Here is an 18,776-nt window from a genome sequence, read left to right as displayed (position 1 = left end):
CGTCAATGCCGTCGCCGGCCGCTGTCTAGCATGGATTCATGCGGGGCATCGTTAGCTTGGCCGGCGTCGCTGACGCGTGTCGCCCGATGTCACCCCCATTTGCCGCCGATGTCTGAATGAATTCCTTGCCCACCCAGCCCGCTGCGCTTTCTTCGTCGGCCCCCATCGCGTCACCGGCAGGTGTGGGCATTGCCGAACTGGGCGTGTTCGCGTTGACCGCGTTGGTGGTCAGCATGCCGAGCGGGTTGCTGCCCTTCGGGCTGTGCCTGTTGCTTGGCTCGCTGGTGGGGTGGCGCAGCCTGCGCGCAGGCGTTGCCATGTGCCCTTGGTCGCTGCGCGCGCTGGGGTGGTTGGCCGCGGCGGTGATCGCGATGTCGCTGTTGTCGATCGTGCTGTTCGAACATGGGCTGCGCGATGTCGACAACCGCTCGCGCTTCCTGGTGCTGCCGTGGGCGGCCCTGTGGGCGTATGCACTGCAGCCGCGCCAGGTCTGGCTATGGCGTGGCGCGCTGGCCGGTGTGTTCGCGGCAATGTTGATCGCCATGCTGCAGGTGATGAACGGTGCCGACCGCGCGGAAGGCTGGACCAATGCGATTGTATTTGCCGACATCGCGCTGATGCTGCTGGTGGTGGCGGTGTTCTGCCGTCCGCTCGGCAAGGTGCGCTGGCTGGTGGGCGCGGCCATCGCCACGGTGGTGGTGATCGTGCTCAGCGGCAGCCGCGGGGTGTGGTTGTCGTTGCTGGTGACCTTGGGCGTGCTGATCTGGGGCGCGCCCTGGCAGAGCGCACGCATGCGCTTGCTGACCTTCGTCGGCAGTGCGGTGCTGGCGGTGGGTGTGGTGCTCAGCGTGCCGGCGTTGACCCAGCAGATGCGCCTTGGCGAATTGCAGAGCGACCTGCAGCGCTATGAGGTTGGCGACAGCGACTCGTCCGCCGGTGCCCGGATCGAGCGCCTGCATGTGGCCTGGGACACCTTGCGCGCGCATCCGCTCACCGGTATCGGCGTCGGGCGCTTCGACGATGCGATGCGCGAGCTGCCGGTATGCGCCGGCGACACCTGGCTGCTGCGCTGTCATCTGGGCCACGCGCACAACGATCTGGCCGAGTGGGGCGCCACCCAGGGCGTGCCGGGCCTGTTGCTGCTGTTTGCGGTCTACGGGGTGCCGTTGTGGATCTTCGTGCGGCTGCATCGCCGCAGCGGCCAGCGCCAGTTCCGCGGACCGGCCGCGGCCGGGGTGATGATCGTGGTGAGCTATGCGCTGTGCGGACTGACCCAGTCGATGTTTGCGCACCAGGTGTCGGCCAGCTTCTACACGGCGATGGTCGGTGTGCTGGTCGGGCTGGCAGCGCGTCAGGCGCAGGAGTCCACGGCTCGAGCGGCCGACAAGGCCTAGCGCGGCTTGAGTTGGCTTCTGGCCGTCACGTCGATTCGATCATTGGTATGGACGTTGTTGAGTGCCGTTTCCGAATGCCGCTCGTGATGCCGGGCGGTGAACCTAGTCGTGTTGCTGACGACTCTTAGTCGCCGCGCTGCTCGTCCGCACGCGGCGGGTCCTGCACCGGCTGGTTGTGCTGCAGCAGCCACAGCATGATGGTCTTCTGGCGCACGTAGTTGGCGCGCACGTAGGCATAGATCAACCCGTGCCAGCCATCGCGAAACCCGCCGCGCAGCAGGTAGCCGCGCCAGAAGCGCCAGGCCGGCGCCAGCACCAGCTTGCTCCAGGTCGCACGCTTGCCGCGCGCATGCTCGTGCTCGGCCATCATCTGCGCGTAGCGCTGGGTCTTGGCCAGTTGCTGCGCCAGCGAACGGTACGGATAGTGGATCAGATCGCCGGCCAGGGTCACCACTGCACCGTCGACACTGGCCGCCTCGTGGATCTCGCGCTTGCCGCGCCAGCCGCCGCGGCGTCGATCGAACATGCGCAGCACCCGATCCGGATAGGCATTGCCATGGCGCAGGAACCGGCCGAAATAATCCGACAGCCGTGCGAAGCGATAGCCGGCGGCATTGGCAAAGCTGCCATCGCGCGCGGCAATGATCGACGCCCGCAATGCGTCGCTGACGCGTTCGTCGGCATCCAGGCACAGCACCCAATCGTGGCTGGCCTGCGCAACGCAGAATGCCTTCTGGCTGCGGTAGCCATCGAAGGCGCGCTGCAGGACGCGTGCGCCGTGTGCGGTGGCCAGCGTTACGGTGGCGTCGGTGGAGCCGGAGTCCACCACCACGATCTCGTCGCAGAACGCCAGCGAGCGCAGGCAGTCGCGTAGGCGATCGGCCTCATTGAACGCGATAATGCAGGCGCTGATGCGCGGCCGTTCGTCGGGTGCGGTCGAAGAGGACATGTGATGGCTCAATACCTGCTGTTCGCAACGGAGCGTTACGCGTTGCCTATTCTGGCGCCATTGGCGCAGGCATTACAGGCCCGCGGGCATGCCGTGGCGGCGTGGTTCGAGGGCGGTGCACGCGGGCTGGTGTTGCCGGACGTGCGCGAGGTTGGCCTGCGTGAGGCGCTGGCGTTGCGTCCGCGTGCGGTGTTCAGCGCGGCCAACTGGGTGCCGCCGTTCATTGCGGGCGCCAAGGTGCAGCTGTTCCATGGGTTCAACGTGCAGAAACGCGAAGACAACCGCGGGCACTTCCGCGTGCGCGGGCTGTTCGATCTGTATTGCACGCAAGGCCCGGCCACCACGGCGCCGTTTCGCGCACTCGCCGAGCGCGAAGGGCATTTTGCCGTGGTCGAAACCGGCTGGCCCAAGCTCGACCCGGTGTTCCGCGACGATGGCGGCCGCAGCGCTGCACTGCGTGCGCCCGCCAACGGGCGGCCGGTGATCTTGTTCGGTTCCACGTTTACCGAGCGCTTGAGCGCTGCGCCCGCGCTCTACGATGAGATCGCCGCCGATATCGCACGCGGAGCGCATTACTGGCTGCTGACGCTGCATCCAAAGTGCGCGCCGGAGCTGTTCGATCGCTATCGCGCGCTGGCCGGGCCGCATGCCCGCTTTGTCGAACCCGAAGAAGTGATGGCCGCGCAGCGTGCGGCCGATGTGCTGGTGTCGGATACCTCGTCGATCGTGTCCGAGTTCGTGGTGCAGCACAAACCGGTGGTGACCTTCCGCAACCGCGTGCCGCAGCCGCATATGCTGGACTTCCAGCAGCCCGGGCAATTGCCGCAGCAGCTGGCGCGCGCGCTGGCACCGGATGCGTCGCTGCGCGATGCGCTCGCCCGTTATGCCGACGCGATCCACCCGTACCGCGACGGGCAGTCGTCGGAGCGGGTGATCGTAGCGACCGAGGACTTCATCGCCGGCAAGCTCGGTCCACTGCGGCGCAAGCCGCTGGGCGCAGTGTGGCGAGGCCTGCAGATCCGCCGCGAACTTGGATACTGGGGCCCGGCACAACGCTGATCACTGCGAGTTGCGCATCGACGAGATGCCGCTGCCAATCAGCACTTCACCCAATCCCGAATCCCGACTCCCCAATCCCGATTCCTAATCACCAACGCAGCTTGCGCCGCGCCAACGCGGCACCCAGCTGCGCCTGCAGCGCCTGCGCCTGCGCCAACGGCACGAAGCGCAGCCGCAACCCCGGGCCGGCCGCGTTGGCACCGGCAGTGTCCAGCCACAGCGTTGCGGTGCCGGACAGACGGTCCAGCGGCGAGCGTTGCAGTTGTAGCGCCTGCAGCTTGTCCAGCTCGGCCAGCCGCCACCAGCGTTTCCACCAGCCGCCGCGCACGGCGACAAACCGCGCATCCACCGCGTAGCCCATGCGGTGCACCTGGCGATGCGCCTTGAATGCGCTCCACGGCAACCACAGCAGCAACCACGCCGCCTGGTTGCCGAACTGCCAGGCCAGGCCCATCACCAGCGGCAGCAGCAACAGCAGCGTGGGCAGACTCAAACGCCACCAGCAATGCGTGGCGATCGCCTGCCACTGTGCCGGCGGCCAGGCGATCCCCGGCAGCAGGCGCTGCAACAAGGCATCACAGCGCTGCGGGTCGGCAATCGGCGCCAGCTCCTTCAATGCGCTGCCTTCGCTGTCGGCGCTGCCGGCCACGGCGGTCTCCACCCGCAACTGGCGACGGCCGAACAGGCGATGCAGGCGGCCTTCGTACAGCGTCCACGACTGGATGCGCCGCAGCGCCACGCTGCTGCGGATGCGCGTCAGCAGGCCGCGCTCCACGGTGAGGCGGCGCTCGGATTGGCTGAGGTGAAAGCCGTGGTACTGCGCCACCGCCAGCGCCACCGACAGCGCGCGCATCGCGACCAATACGGCCAGGGCGCCCAGCACCACCAACGCGGCGGTCACCGCCGCCCCTGGATGGATCTGGCTGACGTAGCGGTAGGCCAGCTCGCCGTTGTGTTCGACGAAGTTGGACACCGTGCGGCGCGGAATCATCTGGTAGATCACCCCGAAGCTGGCAGCCACCACCACCATGCCGCGGTTGGAGATCAGCCCCAGCCGGATCACTTCGCCCAGCGGCAGACGCAGTAGCGTGTTGCTGTCGGCCTCGATCTGCGGCGTGCTGGCATCGGCGTCATGCGTGCGGCGACGGATCAGGTCTTCCAGCGCCAGTGCCTGGTCCAGCCGCAGCACGCGCATTTCCGCTTCGGGCTTGTGGCCGCCGGCCGATTCCAGGCGCACCTCGGCCACGCCGGCCAGCCGGTGCAGCAGCGATTGATGCACCACCACGTTGTGGATGCGCGCGAACGGGATATCGCGCCGGCTGCGCTCCAGCAGCCCGCTGCGGATCGCCACGCCATCGGTGCCGATGCGGTAGCGATAGGTGAAATAGCGCAGCACCGAGATTGCCACCAGCACTGCCATCACCACGCCGGTGGCGATGTGGTCGGCCGAGTCGCGGCTGCCATCGCGGCTGCCGAACAGCACCAAGGCCGCCAGCGGAATCAGGAACTGGCGGATCTGCTGCAACAACACGAACACCCACGACAGCGGATGCAGGCGCTGCTCGTCCTGGCCGGGGTGTTCGATGGCGCTCACAGCGCGTCGTCGTCGTGATCGAGCTGGCGGGCGAGGCGGTCGCGCAGGCGTTCGGCATCGCCCTGATCCAAGCCGGACAAGGCCACCGCGTTGAGCCGGCTGCCGGCGGTATGCACCACCAGCGTGGTCAGCCGGGTGGCGCGCTCGATCGGGCCGCGGCGCAGGTCCACGTGCTGCACGCGCGAAATCGGGATGCGCGTGTCGCTCTGCCAGAGATGGCCGCGTTGCAGCGCCAGGCCGTGCTGGTCGAGTTTCCAGTGGGTGAGGCGATGCCGTTTGACCGCGAACCACGCACCCAGCAGCGCGGCCACCACGGTCACGCCCAGCACTACCGGCCAGTCATGCCAGGCGTGCAGCACGGTGACGGTCACGCCGGCCGCGATCAGCCCGGCACATCCGCCGCCCAGCGCGCCGTTGACGCCGGCCACATACGCCCCGCGCTGCGGTAGCGGTTGCCACTGGGTGTGGTCCACCGCCGGAGCCTGTGCCGGCGCGGCAGCGACGATGACCTCGGGGTGCGGCGGTGGAGCGTCGTGCACAAGGCTGGCCTGCAGGAGCGGTGCGCAAGCATAGCCGGGCGCCGCGGGCAGGCGCATCCGGCGCAGCGGCGCTTACTGCGCGGCCAGGATCAGCGCATCCACATCCAGCGCATGCCCGGCACGCGCGGCCTTGGTGCGCAGGTACTGTTCGTTCTCCGGAGTGATGTCGCCGGTCACCGGGATGCGGTCTTCCACCGCGATGCCGGCCGCACGCAGGCGCTCGGCCTTGGCGGGATTGTTGGTCAGCAGCCGGATCCGGCTGATGCCCAGACCGCGCAGCATCGCCACCGCACTGCCGTAGCGGCGCTCGTCCGGGCCGAAGCCCAGCTGCGCATCGGCATCGATGGTGTCCAGGCCGGCATGCTGGTAACCGTACGCGCGCATCTTGGCGGCGATGCCGGTGCCGCGGCCTTCCTGGTCCAGATACAGCAGCACGCCGCCGCCGAGTTCCTTCAGCTTGGCCAGGCCATGCCGCAGCTGGTCGCCGCAATCGCATTTGAGCGAGCCGAACAGATCGCCGGTCAGGCAGGAGGAATGCACGCGCACCGGTACTGCAGCCGACAGATCAGGCTGGCCGACCACGATCGCCACCTGGTCGCGCTGCGCCACCCCGCCGCGAAACACCACGAACTCGCTCATCCCCAGCCCGCGCAACGGCACCGGCGTGCGAGTGACCAACTCGTAGCCGGCCGCGGCGGATTTGGCGCAGCCGCTGCCCAGATCGTCCAGTGCCAGCGACTGGCAACCGGCAAAGGCGGCGTGGTCATCCGCATCGTGCAGCTCCACGGCCAGCATCGCCGGCAGCAGCAGTCCCAGCCGCGCGATTTCCACCGCGCCGGCATCCAGCGCATCGCCCGGGGTCCATTGCGTCGGTACCGGGGTATCGCGCAGGTAGGCCAGGGCAGCGAGCTGGTCGTAGTCGTGTTCGACCAGCGCCACGCGTGCGCCCTGCGGCGCGCTCAGGCCCAGCACCTGGGCACGGGTCGGGGTGACGAACAGATAGTGCCGCCCCTGCGCCGCACGCGCGAAGGCCGCGTACGACTGCGCGGTGCTGCTGTCCAGCGCCAGCACCGCGCGCGCCTGCCCGTTGGCCGCCGTCAGCAGCACCGGGCGGCCGGCGCGCAGTTCGGAGGCGGCGCGCTCGCAACGGATCGCGGCCGGATCACCGAAGGCCTGTGCGCTGGGGGAGGGGACGGGGCTGCTCATGCACGACTCCAGATGGGGATTGCCACGGCCGCTTCAAGGCGGACGCCGCCGCGGCCGTTGCCTGCCGCGTGCGGCCATTGTCGCGTGGTTCGCAAGCGCCAGTCGCCACGGCCGGGTGGAACGCTGCATCCAGCGCCCGCCGTTTGAGTTGCGTGGCAGGCATGGATTGGTTGCATGCCGGCTGCGTTGTTCATCGCCCGGCAATGCCTTTTAATCCCAAGACCCTCTGCCCGCACCGGACCCCATGTCTCTCATCGACTGCAGCGAAGACCGCCACGCCAGCGCCATCCTGGAGATCTTCAACGACGCCATCGCCAACTCGACCGCGTTGTACGACTACAAGCCGCGGCCACCGGAGAGCATGGTCGGCTGGTTTGCGACCAAGCGCGCGGGCGGCTTTCCGGTGGTCGGGGTGGAAGCTGCCGACGGCAGCCTGATGGGGTTCGCCAGCTACGGCACCTTCCGCGCCTGGCCGGCGTTCAAGTACAGCGTGGAGCATTCGATCTACGTGCACCGCGACCACCGCGGCAAGGGGCTCGGACGCCTGCTGTTGCAGGGCGTGATCGCGGCGGCGGAACAGCGCGGCGTGCATGTGCTGGTCGGCGGCATCGATGCCAGCAATCAGGCCAGCATCGCCCTGCACGAACAGTTCGGCTTCACCCATGCCGGTACCGTGCGCGAGGCCGGTTTCAAGTTCGGCCGTTGGCTGGACCTGGCGTTCTATCAGCGCATCCTCGCCACGCCGGCCGATCCGCATGACGATTGAGCCGCTGCCGACGCCGCGCCATGCGCAGGCGGATCCGTCTTCAGGCAGCCGGCGTCAGTGCGGATGCCGCTCGGTCGCATACGGATTGGGCTCGCCGCTGCCCGGCGGGCGCAGCGTGTAGCGCTTGTAGGTCCACTGGTATTGCGCCGGGTCGCGCCGGGCGATCTGTTCGATGCCCGCGTTGAGCGCGCTGGCGGCGCGCACCGGGTCGGCGTCGGCCACTGCCGGGTCGGCCGGCTGCACATGCAACGCGAATTGCAGGTCGCCACCGGTACGTTCGCACCAGCCATACAGCACGATCGCGCCGGTGCGCTCGGCCAGTCGGTTGACCAGGGTCATGGTCAGGGCGGGGATGCCGAAGAACGGCGCAAACACGCCATCGCCCATTTTCGGCTGCTGGTCGGGCAGGATGCCGACCGCGCCGCCGTCCTTGAGCACCTTGAACAACTGCCGCACCGCCGGGCCTTCGGCACGCACCTGGCGCACGTTGTCGCCGCCGCGGGCCAGTTGCAGGAAGCCGTCCACCGCGTCCGATTCGGGCGGGCGATACACGATGGCGATCGGCCCGCGTTCGGACAGCCACTGGTTGAGCAGCTCCCAGTTGCCGAAGTGCGGTGCGGCCACGATGACGCCACGCCCGGAAGCCAGCGCCGCGTCGTAGAGCGCCTGGCCATTGCGTTGCAGCCGCGCCAGGTTCTCGGCCGGCGGGCGGGTCCAGGTGCGCAAGACCTCCAGCGTCTGCCGCGCGGTCGACCGCAGCACCTGCGCATGCAGCTGCGCGCGCTGGCCGGCTTCCAGTTCCGGGTACGCCAGTTCCAGGTTGCGGCGTGCCACGCGCGCCTCGCGCGCATTGAGCTTGCGCCAGCTCCAGGCCAGCGCGTCGGCCACACGTTTGAGCAGCGGCCACGGCAGGCGGCCCACGGTGGCGGCGGTGGCGTAGAGCAGGCGAGCGCGAACATCGGGTTTCATCCGCGCAATTCTAAACAGCGCGGCCGGCGATGACCCGCGCGTGACAGTGCCAACCGTGCTGGGCATGCTGCGCGGCACAGTTTGCTGCCGGAGAGTGCCCATGCTTGCGCTGATCCAACGTGTCACCCGCGCCGCCGTCACGGTCGATGCGCAGACCGTCGGGCAGATCGGTCCCGGGCTGCTGGCCCTGGTCGGGGTCGAACCCGGCGACAGCGACGCGCAGATCCGGCGCCTGGCCGAGCGCCTGCTTGGCTACCGCGTGTTTGCCGACGACGCCGGCAAGATGAACCGCTCACTCACCAACATCGGCGGCGGCCTGCTGCTGGTCAGCCAGTTCACCCTGGCCGCAGACACCAGTTCCGGCAATCGCCCCGGCTTCAGCACGGCGGCGCCGCCGTTGGAGGCTGAACGGGCGTTCAATCATTTGGTGGCGATCTGCCGGCAAAAACATCGCGGCGGGGTGGAAACCGGGCGCTTTGGTGCCCATATGGTTGTCGACCTGGTCAACGATGGCCCGGTGACCTTCCTTCTCAGACCCTAGAAACCCACGTCCACCAGCGGTCCTGTCTTGAATCCGGCAGACCGGGCTTCACGCTGGTATAATGCTAGGTTCTCTTTCCAATCTCAAAGCCGGTGGCGCGAGCACTCATGGCCAACGAACGTCCTGCCCAGCAATCCGACATCAAGCTACTGATCAGCAAGGGCCTGGAACAGGGCTATCTGACCTACGCCGAAGTCAATGACCACCTGCCCGACGACCTGGTCGACCCGGAGCAGATCGAAGACATCATCAGCATGATCAACGGCATGGGCATTGATGTCCATGAAGTTGCACCCGATGCTGAAACCCTGTTGCTCAACGATGGCAACACCGGCAACCGCGAGGTTGACGACACCGCAGCCGAAGAAGCTGCCGCCGCGCTGACCGCGCTCGACACCGAAGGTGGCCGCACCACCGACCCGGTGCGCATGTACATGCGCGAAATGGGCACGGTCGAGCTGCTGACCCGCGAAGGCGAAATCGCCATCGCCAAGCGTATCGAAGAAGGCCTGAGCCAGGTCCAGGCAGCGCTGGGTGTGTTCCCGCTGTCGACCGAAATGCTGCTGGCCGATTACGAAGCGCACAAGGAAGGCAAGAAGCGTCTGGCCGAGATCGTGGTCGGCTTCAACGACCTGATCGAAGAAGCCGACGCCGCCGCTGCTGCGCTGGCCGCCGCCGGCCCGGTCGCCGTCGACGAAGACGCGGTCGATGAAGACGACGACGAAGACGGCGATGACGACGCTGCCGAGGAAGAGGCCGGCCCGACCGGTCCGGACCCGGTGGAAGTTGCCACGCGCATGGAGAACCTGGCCAACGAATACGCCAAGTTCAAGAAGATCTATGCCAAGAACGGCGCCGAGCACAAGCTGGTGGTCAAGGCGCGCGAGGACATGGCCGCCATCTTCACCACGCTCAAGCTGCCGCTGCCGCTGACCGATGCGCTGGTCACCCAGCTGCGTGGCGTGGTCAACGGCATCAAGGATCACGAGCGCAAGGTGCTGCACCTGGCCACCACCGTGGCACGCATGCCGCGCAAGGATTTCATCCGCTCCTGGGAAGGCAACCAGACCAACCTGGAATGGGTGGAAGACGCACTCAAGCGCAAGCAGAAGTGGTCATCGGCGCTGCGCGACGTCAAGGACCAGATCGTCTCCGAGCAGCAGGGCTCGATCGAGATGGAGAAGGCCAACTACCTGACCCTGGGCGAGATCAAGGAGATCAGCCGCGCGATGGCCTATGGCGAAGCCAAGGCACGCAAGGCCAAGAAGGAAATGGTCGAGGCCAACCTGCGCCTGGTCATCTCCATCGCCAAGAAGTACACCAACCGCGGCCTGCAGTTCCTCGACCTGATCCAGGAAGGCAACATCGGCCTGATGAAGGCCGTGGACAAGTTCGAATACCGCCGCGGTTACAAGTTCTCGACGTATGCAACGTGGTGGATCCGCCAGGCCATCACCCGTTCGATCGCCGATCAGGCGCGCACTATCCGTATTCCGGTGCACATGATCGAAACGATCAACAAGTTGAACCGCATTTCCCGCCAGATGCTCCAGCAGTTCGGCCGCGAGGCTACGCCGGAGGAGCTGGCCAAGGAAATGGACATGCCCGAGGACAAGATCCGCAAGGTGATGAAGATCGCCAAGGAGCCGATCTCGATGGAAACCCCGATCGGCGACGACGAGGATTCGCATCTGGGCGACTTCATCGAGGACACCAACGTGGAGTCCCCGATCGACAACACCACCAACATCAATCTCTCCGAGACGGTGCGGGACGTGTTGGCAGGGCTGACCCCGCGCGAGGCCAAGGTGCTGCGGATGCGCTTCGGTATCGACATGAATACCGATCACACGCTGGAAGAAGTGGGCAAGCAGTTCGACGTCACCCGCGAGCGGATCCGTCAGATAGAGGCCAAGGCGTTGCGCAAACTGCGTCACCCGAGCCGTTCGGAACAGCTGCGCTCGTTCCTGGACATCGACTGATCCGGTAGCCGTATCGGTGCAGTGATCACACAACAGCCCCGCACATGCGGGGCTGTTGCGTTGTGGGGCATGTCGCGCGCTATGCTTGCCCGGGTGGACGTCGCCGAAGCACGGACGCGCCGGGGATGGCGCGGGCGACATTCACGCCCCGGCGACGAAGCCAGACAGCGGCGCAACATGAAGCCGGTGTTTCTGCCTGACTCACGTGACGTTCTAGGCGTGGCTTCTAAGTTGATGGACGAATGGAACGAGGCTGTCGTATGAGCAGGCAAAGCCGCTTTGAAACCACCACATACCGCGAGCACGAGATTCGCGTACGCACCGAGCAGGCGTCCCCGGGCGCCAGGTGGACGCTGTGGGTCGACGTGTATGCATTGGGTGGCAAACGCCAGCCACGCATCGGTGGCCGGGAACCGGGCTGGGAGACGTACCAGGAAGCCATCGCGCAGGGATTCCGCGCAGGCCGGCAATTGGTCGATGCGCAGCTTGAGGTGGCTTAGTAGCCGGGATTGGGGAGTGGGGATTCGGGATTGCTGAGGTGCTGATTGCTGAGGTGCTTGTAGCACCGGATCACCTACCGCGAATGGTGCGCAAGGCGCGGTCATCGCATACAAATTTAGAAGCCCGGCTCGCGCCGGGCTTTTTTGTGTGGGCATGTGCGGCCACGTGTGGGTGCGGGCGCTTCTCCTCATCAGTGCCTGATGTCAGCAGACAGCGACGTGCGCGGGCAGGTAAACTTTCGCCTCAGCTGGACGGTCCGACATGCCCCGCATCTCGCCACCCACCCTGCCGGGCCTATAGCTCAACGGTTAGAGCAGAGGACTCATAATCCTTTGGTTGAAGGTTCGAATCCTTCTGGGCCCACCATAAAATCAAGGGCTTAGCTTGTGCCAAGCGCCCTGATTTGAGGCCGCCGGGAAAATTGCCGGGAAAATTAGCTGCGCTTTGGCGGCTTTACCACTGGCAGTGCATGGTCATAGCGACCTGTCGTTGCTGGTGTTACGTGCCCTGCAGCATCTTGCTTGTCGCCCCGGTTGCCAACTGTGTCCGTAATGCCGCGATGCTTGAGGCCATGCAGAGAAAAGCGCTCCTGCTTCGTGATGATCCCTTCGGTCATTGCGAGCGTGATGAATCGTTGCCAGGCACTGTCCAGAGATGACTTAGCCATGGGGCTACCAGTCTGTTCAACGAGTAGCCGCCGATCCTCAGCCTTGATAGGGACTGGAAAGCTTCGGCCTTTCTTAGTCCAGATCGCGGTACGCCGCGCTGCGAGGAAATCCCACGCTTCGATCATCTCAGGATCCCACTCGGTCAGCGTGTCGCGTGATCCTTTGCGCCGCTGAGCATGTATGCCTGTTGGCTGCTTATGTGTGTCGTTAAGGGTGCACACCTCGATGCCGCGTAGGCGCGCGCTATACGCGAGCACCATGACTGGCGCCAGGTAGCTCGGGCAACTGCCCTTTGTGTGTGGTGGACGGGAGCCGCGTTCACGAGCGAAGGTCAACACCTTGTCGAATGCAGCCGGCGTTGGCATACGGTGCTTCTTTGCTTCGCGTGCTTGCCTCACACCGATGGCTGGATTTGATCTACATAGGCCAACACGCATGCCCCATGCGAGTGTGCGACGTAAGTAGCGGTGAAGGTGATTTGCTTTACTGGGCGTTGCAGGAAGCGCGGGTTGGTGACCGTTGGCAAGCCGTCCCATTGCGAAAACTTCCACGAGCCGCTGGATCACAGGCGTCGTGATGCGATCAACCTGGACCGAGCCCAGTTTCGATCCGTCCTTGCGCAGGTAGTCGGCAATGGAGTTGGCATAGCGCTTGTAGTCATCTTGCGTGTCGGTCGCTAGCTCCTTGAACTCCAACGACTCATGGAAGCGATCAAAGAGATAACGCAACGTGCCTCGCATGCCCTTGCCTGCCCGTTCCTCAATGATTCCGTGCAATTCCGATAGACGAGCTCCAGCGTAGGCCACGGTTTGCTTTCGTCTGTTTCCACCTTCGGGATGCGGCTCGACGACGTACCACCGGCCATCCCCCCAATAAAGGCCGCGCGGGAGCGCGGCCTGATCAATGTGAGATGGTATGAGGGGATTGAATTTGCGCTTGCGGCCTCTTGCCATCACATCAGCTCCTGTTCTGTATCCATCTCGATGTCGTTGTGTTGCTGCAATCCCAGCGCGGCGTTGAGCGCGTCTAGCGTTGTCCAGATACCCCCTCGACCGTCGTATTTGTATCGGATGCCCTGATCATTGGCCCAACGCACGACGGTCGCTGTACGGGGGGAGGGTCCAATCGGTGCGCATAGCCGCCGCAGATCCTCAAACGTCAGTACCTCACCGCTCATGCATTTGCTCCTTGGTCCACTCCCGCCTGTGCCGCCACTGCTCGCGCATTTCCTCCACGAGCAAGTCAGCAGCGGCATAGCCGCGCTGAGCAGCGATGCGGAGCCGTAGCTCTCGCACCTTGGCTGCATCCGTGTTGCCCTGCCGTAGCCAGTGACGCGCCTCGCAAGCCCTGCGAAACCCTTCCATATTTGCGCCATCGATCATCGCTGGTGTGTGCCGGTGAATCGCAGGCCGAGCTGCACGACGTTCTGAGCGCAGGGACGTGGCTGACGAGGGGTGCGGATGCGATGAGCACGCCGCCATTCGGTCATGGCCAACTCAAAACTGGGGTGCTTTTGTGTGCGCCCACACACGCACTCGATGAAGTGCCCGCCGCCCGCCTCGGGGCGGCGGGCGTCGAGCATGTGGCGAGCCAGGTGGCCGCTCGTGCAGGGCGGCAGAGGACTGTCGTGGTCGACCTGACGTTGCGTCACGCGACCTCCAGGCGCAGCACGCGCTCGGCGTCCCGGAGGTGTTGCGCGGTGTCGGAGTCGATCCGGTCCAACGCCTGGGCGATGGTGTAGCCCATTTCGGCCAGCCAGTCGTGGCGATTGAGCACCAGAGCGGCGGTGAGCGCCTCCCCGGTGGACAAGGGGCCAGGCTCCCCCAAGCGCGCTGCGGCGCGCGCAATCTCGATCGTGCGCTGCAGGTTCATGGTTGCGTCCTCCATGCGACGCCGAGCTGGGCGCGTGCTTCCTCGACACGCATGAGGCGCAAGCCCCAGCGCACCGACCAGGTATGGGCCTGCTGCTCGTTGCATGTCAGGATCAGCTGCCCGACCGGCTCCAGGCGATCAGCGCGGAACGTAAACAAGACATCCTCAAGCTCGATGACCTCCTGCAGGCCGAGCTCCTGACGCAGAGCCTCAGCGTTAAGTGATTTTGCGCTGCCCTGCGGGCCGAAAAGGATGACGGACTCAACCATGAGCAGCCTCCCGCCGCACAGCCATGCGAGTGCGGCGACGCAGGCGCTGTGGCACCTGTCCAACGGCCAGGCCGGTCTGGGTGAGTCGCGGACGGCGCGTCGACCACAGCTTGTAGACCAGCGCGCCACCGGCCGCCGGCGCCAGGACCACCACAAGAGCGAGCAACTCAACCATGCGCCACCTCCCGTGCGGCCTGCGCTACCGCAGCTGCAGCAGCTGCGGTTGGCCTGCGCGGCAGCATGTTGGCCAGGTCAAAGGGGAAGTCCAGGCCATCCATGAACTCGGCCAACTCCGTGCTGATGCGATCTTCCGCCGTGGTCCACAGGCGGGGGCCGTCGACGAGCTTCCAGCCGGTGCCAGTGCCACGCCGCCGCTCCCAGGACTGGCGAGCCTCGCGTAGCGGTCCCATGTTCAGGGAGGCGGTAACCACGACGGCACCATGCGTGATGTGCATGGTGATGGTCGCTGAGCAGTCGCCCATGCTGCGGTCGTAGGCGGCGACGGCCGGCGTGCTAGCCTCCGGGCCGGGTCCGGTGCTCAAAGCCAACGGACGTGCTGCCGTGGCTGGACGTGTTCCAGTGTGCTGTTGCATATCGACTCTCCTGAGTTGCGTTGGTGGAGGGCCTTGGGGCGGTGTTACAGCACCGCCCGCCGGCCCGCTGGTGCGGGGTTAAATCAGGTCGGCGCCGGATGGCGGAATGCTGGGGTCAGGCTCACGCAGACGCTGCGCGCTGCTGAGGACATCAAGCAGTTCGTGGCGGATGTACTCGGCCACTGCCGCCGGTCCGTCGTGATTGATGCCTGCCTCGATCGCGATATCGTTGGTCAGCGCTGCGAGCAATGTGGTCGCGTGGTAGGCGAGCCAAAGGCGGGACTGATCCTCTTCACTGATCGAGAAATCAGCGTCCTCTGGCAGCTGCGTGTTTGGGTGAGCGGCGTCCATCACGCCACCTCCGCTGCAGGCATGCGCTCGATGACCCATTCCTGCAGCGCGGCGGCCTCGGCTTCCGGCATGACCACGTGCAACGAGCCGATGACCAGGCCAGTCCCGTCATCGACAAGAAACAACGCGCTCGGCTCGTCGATCGCGCTGCAGGCGAACATCACCGGTGGGCGATCATGCAGGCCGTCGGCGTAGAGCTCGGCCAACACGTCGGTCGCCCGGATCTGCAGGAGCAGGTAGACGCCGGGAGCCACGCGATGCGCCTTGTGCAGGTCGCGGCGGCTCACTGGCGCACCTCGGCCAGGTCGGCATTGGTGCTGGAAATGGCGGCCTCGACATCGGCCAGCGTCAGCGCCTCGGGCGCTTTGTCCATGGCCTGCAGCTTCGCCTGCAGGGCGAGCCAGGCGGTGTGTTTCCAGTCGAGGGTGTCGGCGATCAGGCCGAAGTAATGGGCGATCTGACGCGCGGCATTGGCCGGCGCTTCTTGAGCGTCGTAGGTCATAGTGCAGGCTCCGTTGTAGTTGGAGTCCGCCACGACGCTGTCAAACGAGGTGGCGGACGGTGCGCGGTTGACAGACCGGTCAACGGAACCGGCAGGCCCGAAGGCCTCCGCACACCGCCCGCCATAGAACTGGCCGGCAAACGCCCGCGACTGCACAGCGAGCGAAAAAAAAGCGCCGTGCATCGGTCGATGGGCGCTGGTGCGCCGTTGATTCAGGCTGTCAAACCCGGTCGCCGATTGTGCGGCGACGGAGTAATGGTTGCTCCGCTCCTGGGCAGATGTCAACGAAAATTTCCTGAAATTTCCAACATGAGGAAACGCGGTCATTTGGCGAACACCCAGCACTTCACGGTGGTACCGACGCCGGTCAGGTCGTCCTTGAGGACAGCGCTGTTGACGGCCACGTTCGCGCCGATGAACTTGTGCCGGCGCGAGTCGCCGAGCAGCGCACGCAGCACCTTGAGATCGGGCACGGACTGACTGAACTGCGCGGCCCGCGCAGCGAAGTGATTGAGGTTGATCGCAATGCGCTGCGCGTCGCGGCTGTGGTTGACGACGGCTTTACCGTGGCCGGTGGCTTCGAGGTATTCGTAGACCTCCCAGAACTCATTGACCATCGCGTGGTCGGCGCTGATCGCCTTCTGCCGTTCCAGTGCCATGTCCAACAGCGCCAGCCGCGTCTGCTCGACCATATCGTCAGGGATGGTGATGACCAGGCGCAGGCAATCGAACAGCGCCAGCATTTGCGCGTGGTTCTTGATGACGCGTTCCAGGCGCAGATCCTGTTGCCCGCGTAGCTTGGCCTCGAACACCTTCACCCGCTCAGCGAACAGATCGAGGATGCCGCGCTCCTGGCGGATGGCACGCACGAGGAAGTGGCTGACTTCTTCGACCTGCAGCGCGTTGAGGTTGTCGGCCGCGATGCGGCTCTCGGTGGTGACCTGCGGACGTTTGAAGTGCAGCTTCACGATGCGCGTGAGGATCGCTTCACTGGCGTCCACTGCAGCGTTCTGGGTGATGACGATCGTGCCGCGAAACGGCGGCTCGTAGGTCTCGTTGCCGCCATTGCGCACGCCGCGTGTTGCCAGGGTGCCGCCGCCGAAGAAGTCCTTCAGCTCATCCCACTCGAACGTCTTGGAGTGCGCCTTGTCTGGCTCGCTGCGATCGGCTTCCAGCAGGACGACGGGCATGCCGGACACCTGGCCCATGGCGCGTGCACGCCCAGCCTTGGACGACTTGGCCGGGTCGAAGCCCTCGTAGTCCGAGCGGCCCAGCAGCTTCCACAGGAACGTGAGCAGCGTGGTCTTGCCGGCGCCGGCTTCACCGGTGGCTTCAAGAAACGGAAAGCTCTTGTGCCCGGCGCGGATCTGCTCGGCGAACAACGAGCCAAACCAGAACGTCATGGCGACCATGCCGTGCGTGCCGAAGCACTGCCACAGCCACGGCAGCCAATCCACACGGAACGCCTCGGCGTCGCGTTGGATCTCCAGACGGATGGACTTCTGCGTGGTCTTCAAGCGCAGCTTGTCGAACTCGAAGTAGTCCTCTTCATTGGCCGTCACCAGCTCTCCGTCGCGCACGGCCATATCGCCGAGCAGGTAGGCACGGTGTTCCTTGCTGTAGCCCACGAAGTCGATGGCGTCGACCGTCTTGATGGCCTCGGTCTGCTCTTCGATCAGGCGGTCCAGCTGGTGGCCGGTACCGGTGAACATGGCGCCGGCGGCCAGGGAGATCAGGCGCTTCTTGAACTCGGAGGCGCTAGCGACGTGACCACCTGTAAAGGTGCCCTTTACGCTGGGGCCGTCGTGCGGAAAATCGACGCGGAAGTAGTACCAGCTTTCGTCGGTGACCTCTTGGCGCTGGAAATACAGGGCTTCCGGGTAGCAGTTGGCGATCTTCTGGACGGAGCACGCGGCGCGCTTGATCTTCTTTAGATCCTCGGCCGCAACCTCGTCGCCCTCGTCGGCATCGATATCGCCCAGCTTCTCCTTGCGCAACTTTTCGAAGCGCTGTGTATCGAAATCGAACCAGTACAGGCGGGAGCGGTAGTCCAGCCAGAAGTCGTTGCGGCCGTCGTGCTCAAACATGAGCAGGCCTTTGTCCACCGCCGAGCGGGCCACGAGCAAGTCGCCCTGGTAGCGGGCTTCGTTGACGTCGTTGTCCCACTGCTTGGGATCATCGGACGCGATAGCGCGCAGATGCAGGTCGTTCCAGTCGGCCTTCTTGCCATCGCGCTGGACGATCTGCGCTGCCCGCGAGTCAAAGCCCAGCGCCGCCGCGCGCTTGATGTGCTTGTGCGTGTAAGCACGGGCGCCCGGCTCGTTGTCCAGGGCCCACACGAGCGTCGGAAGGTCGGCCATGCGTGCCTTGGCGAGCTCGCGCAGTGATTCTTCCGGAAATGCGTTGGAGGACATGGCCGATACCGCACACATGCCGTGCTGCAGGAGCGCAATCGCATCAAAAATGCCCTCAACGATCCACACGTCGCGTGCCGTCTGCATAGCTGTCAGCGCGGCAGGAGCAGCCCACCAAACACCCGCATAGCTCTGGCCTGGCGCAAAGCGCGCCTTCTGCTTGCCAAAGCGATGCGGGCGATCGATCAGGCGCTCCCACCAGCCGCCCTTGACCAGCGCAAAGCGCACCGTTGCGGTGCCGGCGGTGATCTTGCGATCGTAGTGGCTGTCCTGGGTGTAGAGGCCTTTCAGCGGCGCTAGGTCAAAGCCACGCGAGAACTGCAGGTAGGCATCGGCCGCAGCGTTGGGAGCCGCAGGCGTTGGCTGGAAGCGCTTGGACCAGTCGTCGAACAGGTCGTCGTACAGATCCTTGACGTGCAGCTCGCGCCCACACTTGGATTGGCGGCCGCACTTCACCACCCAAGGCTTGAGATGGTTGGTGTAAAGCTCTTTCTTGCCGCACGACGGGCACTTGCCGCCGCGCATGTACTCGGTACCACTACGGTGCTTGAGTCCGTAATCCCGTTCCAGTCGGGACAGCACCTGTTGCCGCAGATCCTCTTGCATC

21 protein-coding genes, 1 tRNA gene and 1 pseudogene are annotated in these 18,776 nt (G+C 65.5%); 7 read left to right on the top strand and 16 right to left on the bottom strand.

What is annotated here, in order from left to right:
- Positions 1–116: 116 nt before the first annotated feature.
- The gene (locus KHN93_RS18920; RefSeq protein ID WP_039518578.1) at positions 117–1,394 is read left to right on the top strand and encodes an O-antigen ligase family protein; all 1,278 of its coding nucleotides are present in this window, start codon (positions 117–119) and stop codon (positions 1,392–1,394) included.
- Positions 1,395–1,518: 124 nt separating this feature from the next.
- Here KHN93_RS18920 and KHN93_RS18915 read toward each other — a convergent pair whose 3' ends face one another.
- Positions 1,519–2,343: a glycosyltransferase family 2 protein gene (locus KHN93_RS18915; protein WP_211921098.1), complete on the bottom strand. Its 825-nt coding sequence runs from the start codon at positions 2,341–2,343 to the stop codon at positions 1,519–1,521.
- Here KHN93_RS18915 and KHN93_RS18910 point away from each other — a divergent pair, their 5' ends adjacent.
- Positions 2,344–3,402, top strand: coding sequence for a CDP-glycerol glycerophosphotransferase family protein (locus KHN93_RS18910; protein ID WP_104599893.1), 1,059 nt, complete (start codon positions 2,344–2,346; stop codon positions 3,400–3,402). It abuts the gene before it with no gap.
- Between the two features lie 88 nt (positions 3,403–3,490).
- Here KHN93_RS18910 and KHN93_RS18905 read toward each other — a convergent pair whose 3' ends face one another.
- The 3 genes from KHN93_RS18905 to ribA form a co-directional block, all read right to left on the bottom strand.
- Positions 3,491–4,996 carry a PH domain-containing protein gene (locus KHN93_RS18905; protein WP_104599894.1) on the bottom strand — a complete coding sequence of 502 codons (1,506 nt, stop codon included), beginning with the start codon at positions 4,994–4,996 and terminating at the stop codon, positions 3,491–3,493.
- On the bottom strand, positions 4,993–5,469 hold the full coding sequence (locus tag KHN93_RS18900; protein WP_039529659.1) for a PH domain-containing protein: 477 nt from the start codon (positions 5,467–5,469) through the stop codon (positions 4,993–4,995). The genes KHN93_RS18905 and KHN93_RS18900 overlap by 4 nt, the downstream gene beginning before the upstream one ends.
- Positions 5,470–5,607: 138 nt before the next feature.
- The gene (gene ribA, locus KHN93_RS18895) at positions 5,608–6,741 is read right to left on the bottom strand and encodes a GTP cyclohydrolase II RibA (RefSeq protein WP_211921097.1); all 1,134 of its coding nucleotides are present in this window, start codon (positions 6,739–6,741) and stop codon (positions 5,608–5,610) included.
- 244 nt (positions 6,742–6,985) lie between these two features.
- On the opposite strand from ribA, the gene KHN93_RS18890 reads away from it, so the two are divergent.
- Positions 6,986–7,507, top strand: coding sequence for a GNAT family N-acetyltransferase (locus tag KHN93_RS18890; protein ID WP_211921095.1), 522 nt, complete (start codon positions 6,986–6,988; stop codon positions 7,505–7,507).
- 54 nt (positions 7,508–7,561) lie between these two features.
- On the opposite strand, the gene KHN93_RS18885 is transcribed toward KHN93_RS18890, so the two are convergent.
- Positions 7,562–8,578, bottom strand: a complete 1,017-nt coding sequence (locus KHN93_RS18885) for a lauroyl acyltransferase (RefSeq protein ID WP_211921093.1) — start codon at positions 8,576–8,578, stop codon at positions 7,562–7,564.
- On the opposite strand from KHN93_RS18885, the gene dtd reads away from it, so the two are divergent.
- The 4 genes and pseudogenes from dtd (at position 8,577) to KHN93_RS18865 (ending at position 11,866) form a co-directional block, all read left to right on the top strand.
- Positions 8,577–9,017, top strand: coding sequence for a D-aminoacyl-tRNA deacylase (gene dtd / locus KHN93_RS18880; protein WP_039518588.1), 441 nt, complete (start codon positions 8,577–8,579; stop codon positions 9,015–9,017). The two genes, KHN93_RS18885 and dtd, sit on opposite strands and share 2 nt — an antisense overlap.
- 107 nt (positions 9,018–9,124) lie before the next feature.
- Complete coding sequence (rpoD, locus tag KHN93_RS18875; RefSeq protein ID WP_016902493.1) at positions 9,125–10,999, top strand: RNA polymerase sigma factor RpoD; 1,875 nt, start codon at positions 9,125–9,127, stop codon at positions 10,997–10,999.
- Positions 11,000–11,185: 186 nt separating this feature from the next.
- Positions 11,186–11,499 (top strand): annotated as a pseudogene (locus KHN93_RS18870) (DUF6566 family protein).
- 291 nt (positions 11,500–11,790) lie between these two features.
- Positions 11,791–11,866: transfer RNA gene (locus KHN93_RS18865), tRNA-Ile, on the top strand.
- 67 nt (positions 11,867–11,933) lie between these two features.
- Here the strand turns inward: KHN93_RS18865 and KHN93_RS18860 are convergent.
- The 11 genes from KHN93_RS18860 to KHN93_RS18820 form a co-directional block, all read right to left on the bottom strand.
- Complete coding sequence (locus KHN93_RS18860; protein WP_211921091.1) at positions 11,934–13,121, bottom strand: site-specific integrase; 1,188 nt, start codon at positions 13,119–13,121, stop codon at positions 11,934–11,936.
- The gene (locus tag KHN93_RS18855) at positions 13,121–13,345 is read right to left on the bottom strand and encodes a hypothetical protein (protein ID WP_016849275.1); all 225 of its coding nucleotides are present in this window, start codon (positions 13,343–13,345) and stop codon (positions 13,121–13,123) included. Before KHN93_RS18855 ends, KHN93_RS18860 begins: the two co-directional genes overlap by 1 nt.
- On the bottom strand, positions 13,335–13,550 hold the full coding sequence (locus KHN93_RS21630; protein ID WP_244812153.1) for a DUF7696 family protein: 216 nt from the start codon (positions 13,548–13,550) through the stop codon (positions 13,335–13,337). Before KHN93_RS21630 ends, KHN93_RS18855 begins: the two co-directional genes overlap by 11 nt.
- Positions 13,551–13,815: 265 nt before the next feature.
- Positions 13,816–14,040: a hypothetical protein gene (locus tag KHN93_RS18850; protein WP_211921089.1), complete on the bottom strand. Its 225-nt coding sequence runs from the start codon at positions 14,038–14,040 to the stop codon at positions 13,816–13,818.
- Positions 14,037–14,309: a hypothetical protein gene (locus tag KHN93_RS18845; RefSeq protein ID WP_211921087.1), complete on the bottom strand. Its 273-nt coding sequence runs from the start codon at positions 14,307–14,309 to the stop codon at positions 14,037–14,039. The genes KHN93_RS18850 and KHN93_RS18845 overlap by 4 nt, the downstream gene beginning before the upstream one ends.
- The gene (locus tag KHN93_RS21625; protein ID WP_244812152.1) at positions 14,302–14,484 is read right to left on the bottom strand and encodes a hypothetical protein; all 183 of its coding nucleotides are present in this window, start codon (positions 14,482–14,484) and stop codon (positions 14,302–14,304) included. Before KHN93_RS21625 ends, KHN93_RS18845 begins: the two co-directional genes overlap by 8 nt.
- Positions 14,477–14,902 carry a hypothetical protein gene (locus tag KHN93_RS18840; protein ID WP_211921085.1) on the bottom strand — a complete coding sequence of 142 codons (426 nt, stop codon included), beginning with the start codon at positions 14,900–14,902 and terminating at the stop codon, positions 14,477–14,479. The genes KHN93_RS21625 and KHN93_RS18840 overlap by 8 nt, the downstream gene beginning before the upstream one ends.
- 78 nt (positions 14,903–14,980) lie before the next feature.
- Positions 14,981–15,253: a hypothetical protein gene (locus KHN93_RS18835; RefSeq protein WP_016851004.1), complete on the bottom strand. Its 273-nt coding sequence runs from the start codon at positions 15,251–15,253 to the stop codon at positions 14,981–14,983.
- Complete coding sequence (locus KHN93_RS18830) at positions 15,253–15,540, bottom strand: hypothetical protein (protein WP_211921083.1); 288 nt, start codon at positions 15,538–15,540, stop codon at positions 15,253–15,255. Before KHN93_RS18830 ends, KHN93_RS18835 begins: the two co-directional genes overlap by 1 nt.
- Positions 15,537–15,755 carry a hypothetical protein gene (locus KHN93_RS18825; protein WP_212579685.1) on the bottom strand — a complete coding sequence of 73 codons (219 nt, stop codon included), beginning with the start codon at positions 15,753–15,755 and terminating at the stop codon, positions 15,537–15,539. The genes KHN93_RS18830 and KHN93_RS18825 overlap by 4 nt, the downstream gene beginning before the upstream one ends.
- 323 nt (positions 15,756–16,078) lie before the next feature.
- Entirely contained in the window at positions 16,079–18,775 is a 2,697-nt protein-coding gene (locus KHN93_RS18820; RefSeq protein ID WP_211921081.1) for a toprim domain-containing protein, read from the bottom strand.
- Position 18,776: the final 1 nt, after the last annotated feature.

Source organism: Xanthomonas arboricola pv. juglandis, from assembly GCF_905367715.1.
Classification (GTDB): domain Bacteria; phylum Pseudomonadota; class Gammaproteobacteria; order Xanthomonadales; family Xanthomonadaceae; genus Xanthomonas; species Xanthomonas arboricola.
This window is presented reverse-complemented; position numbering and strand designations above follow the sequence as displayed.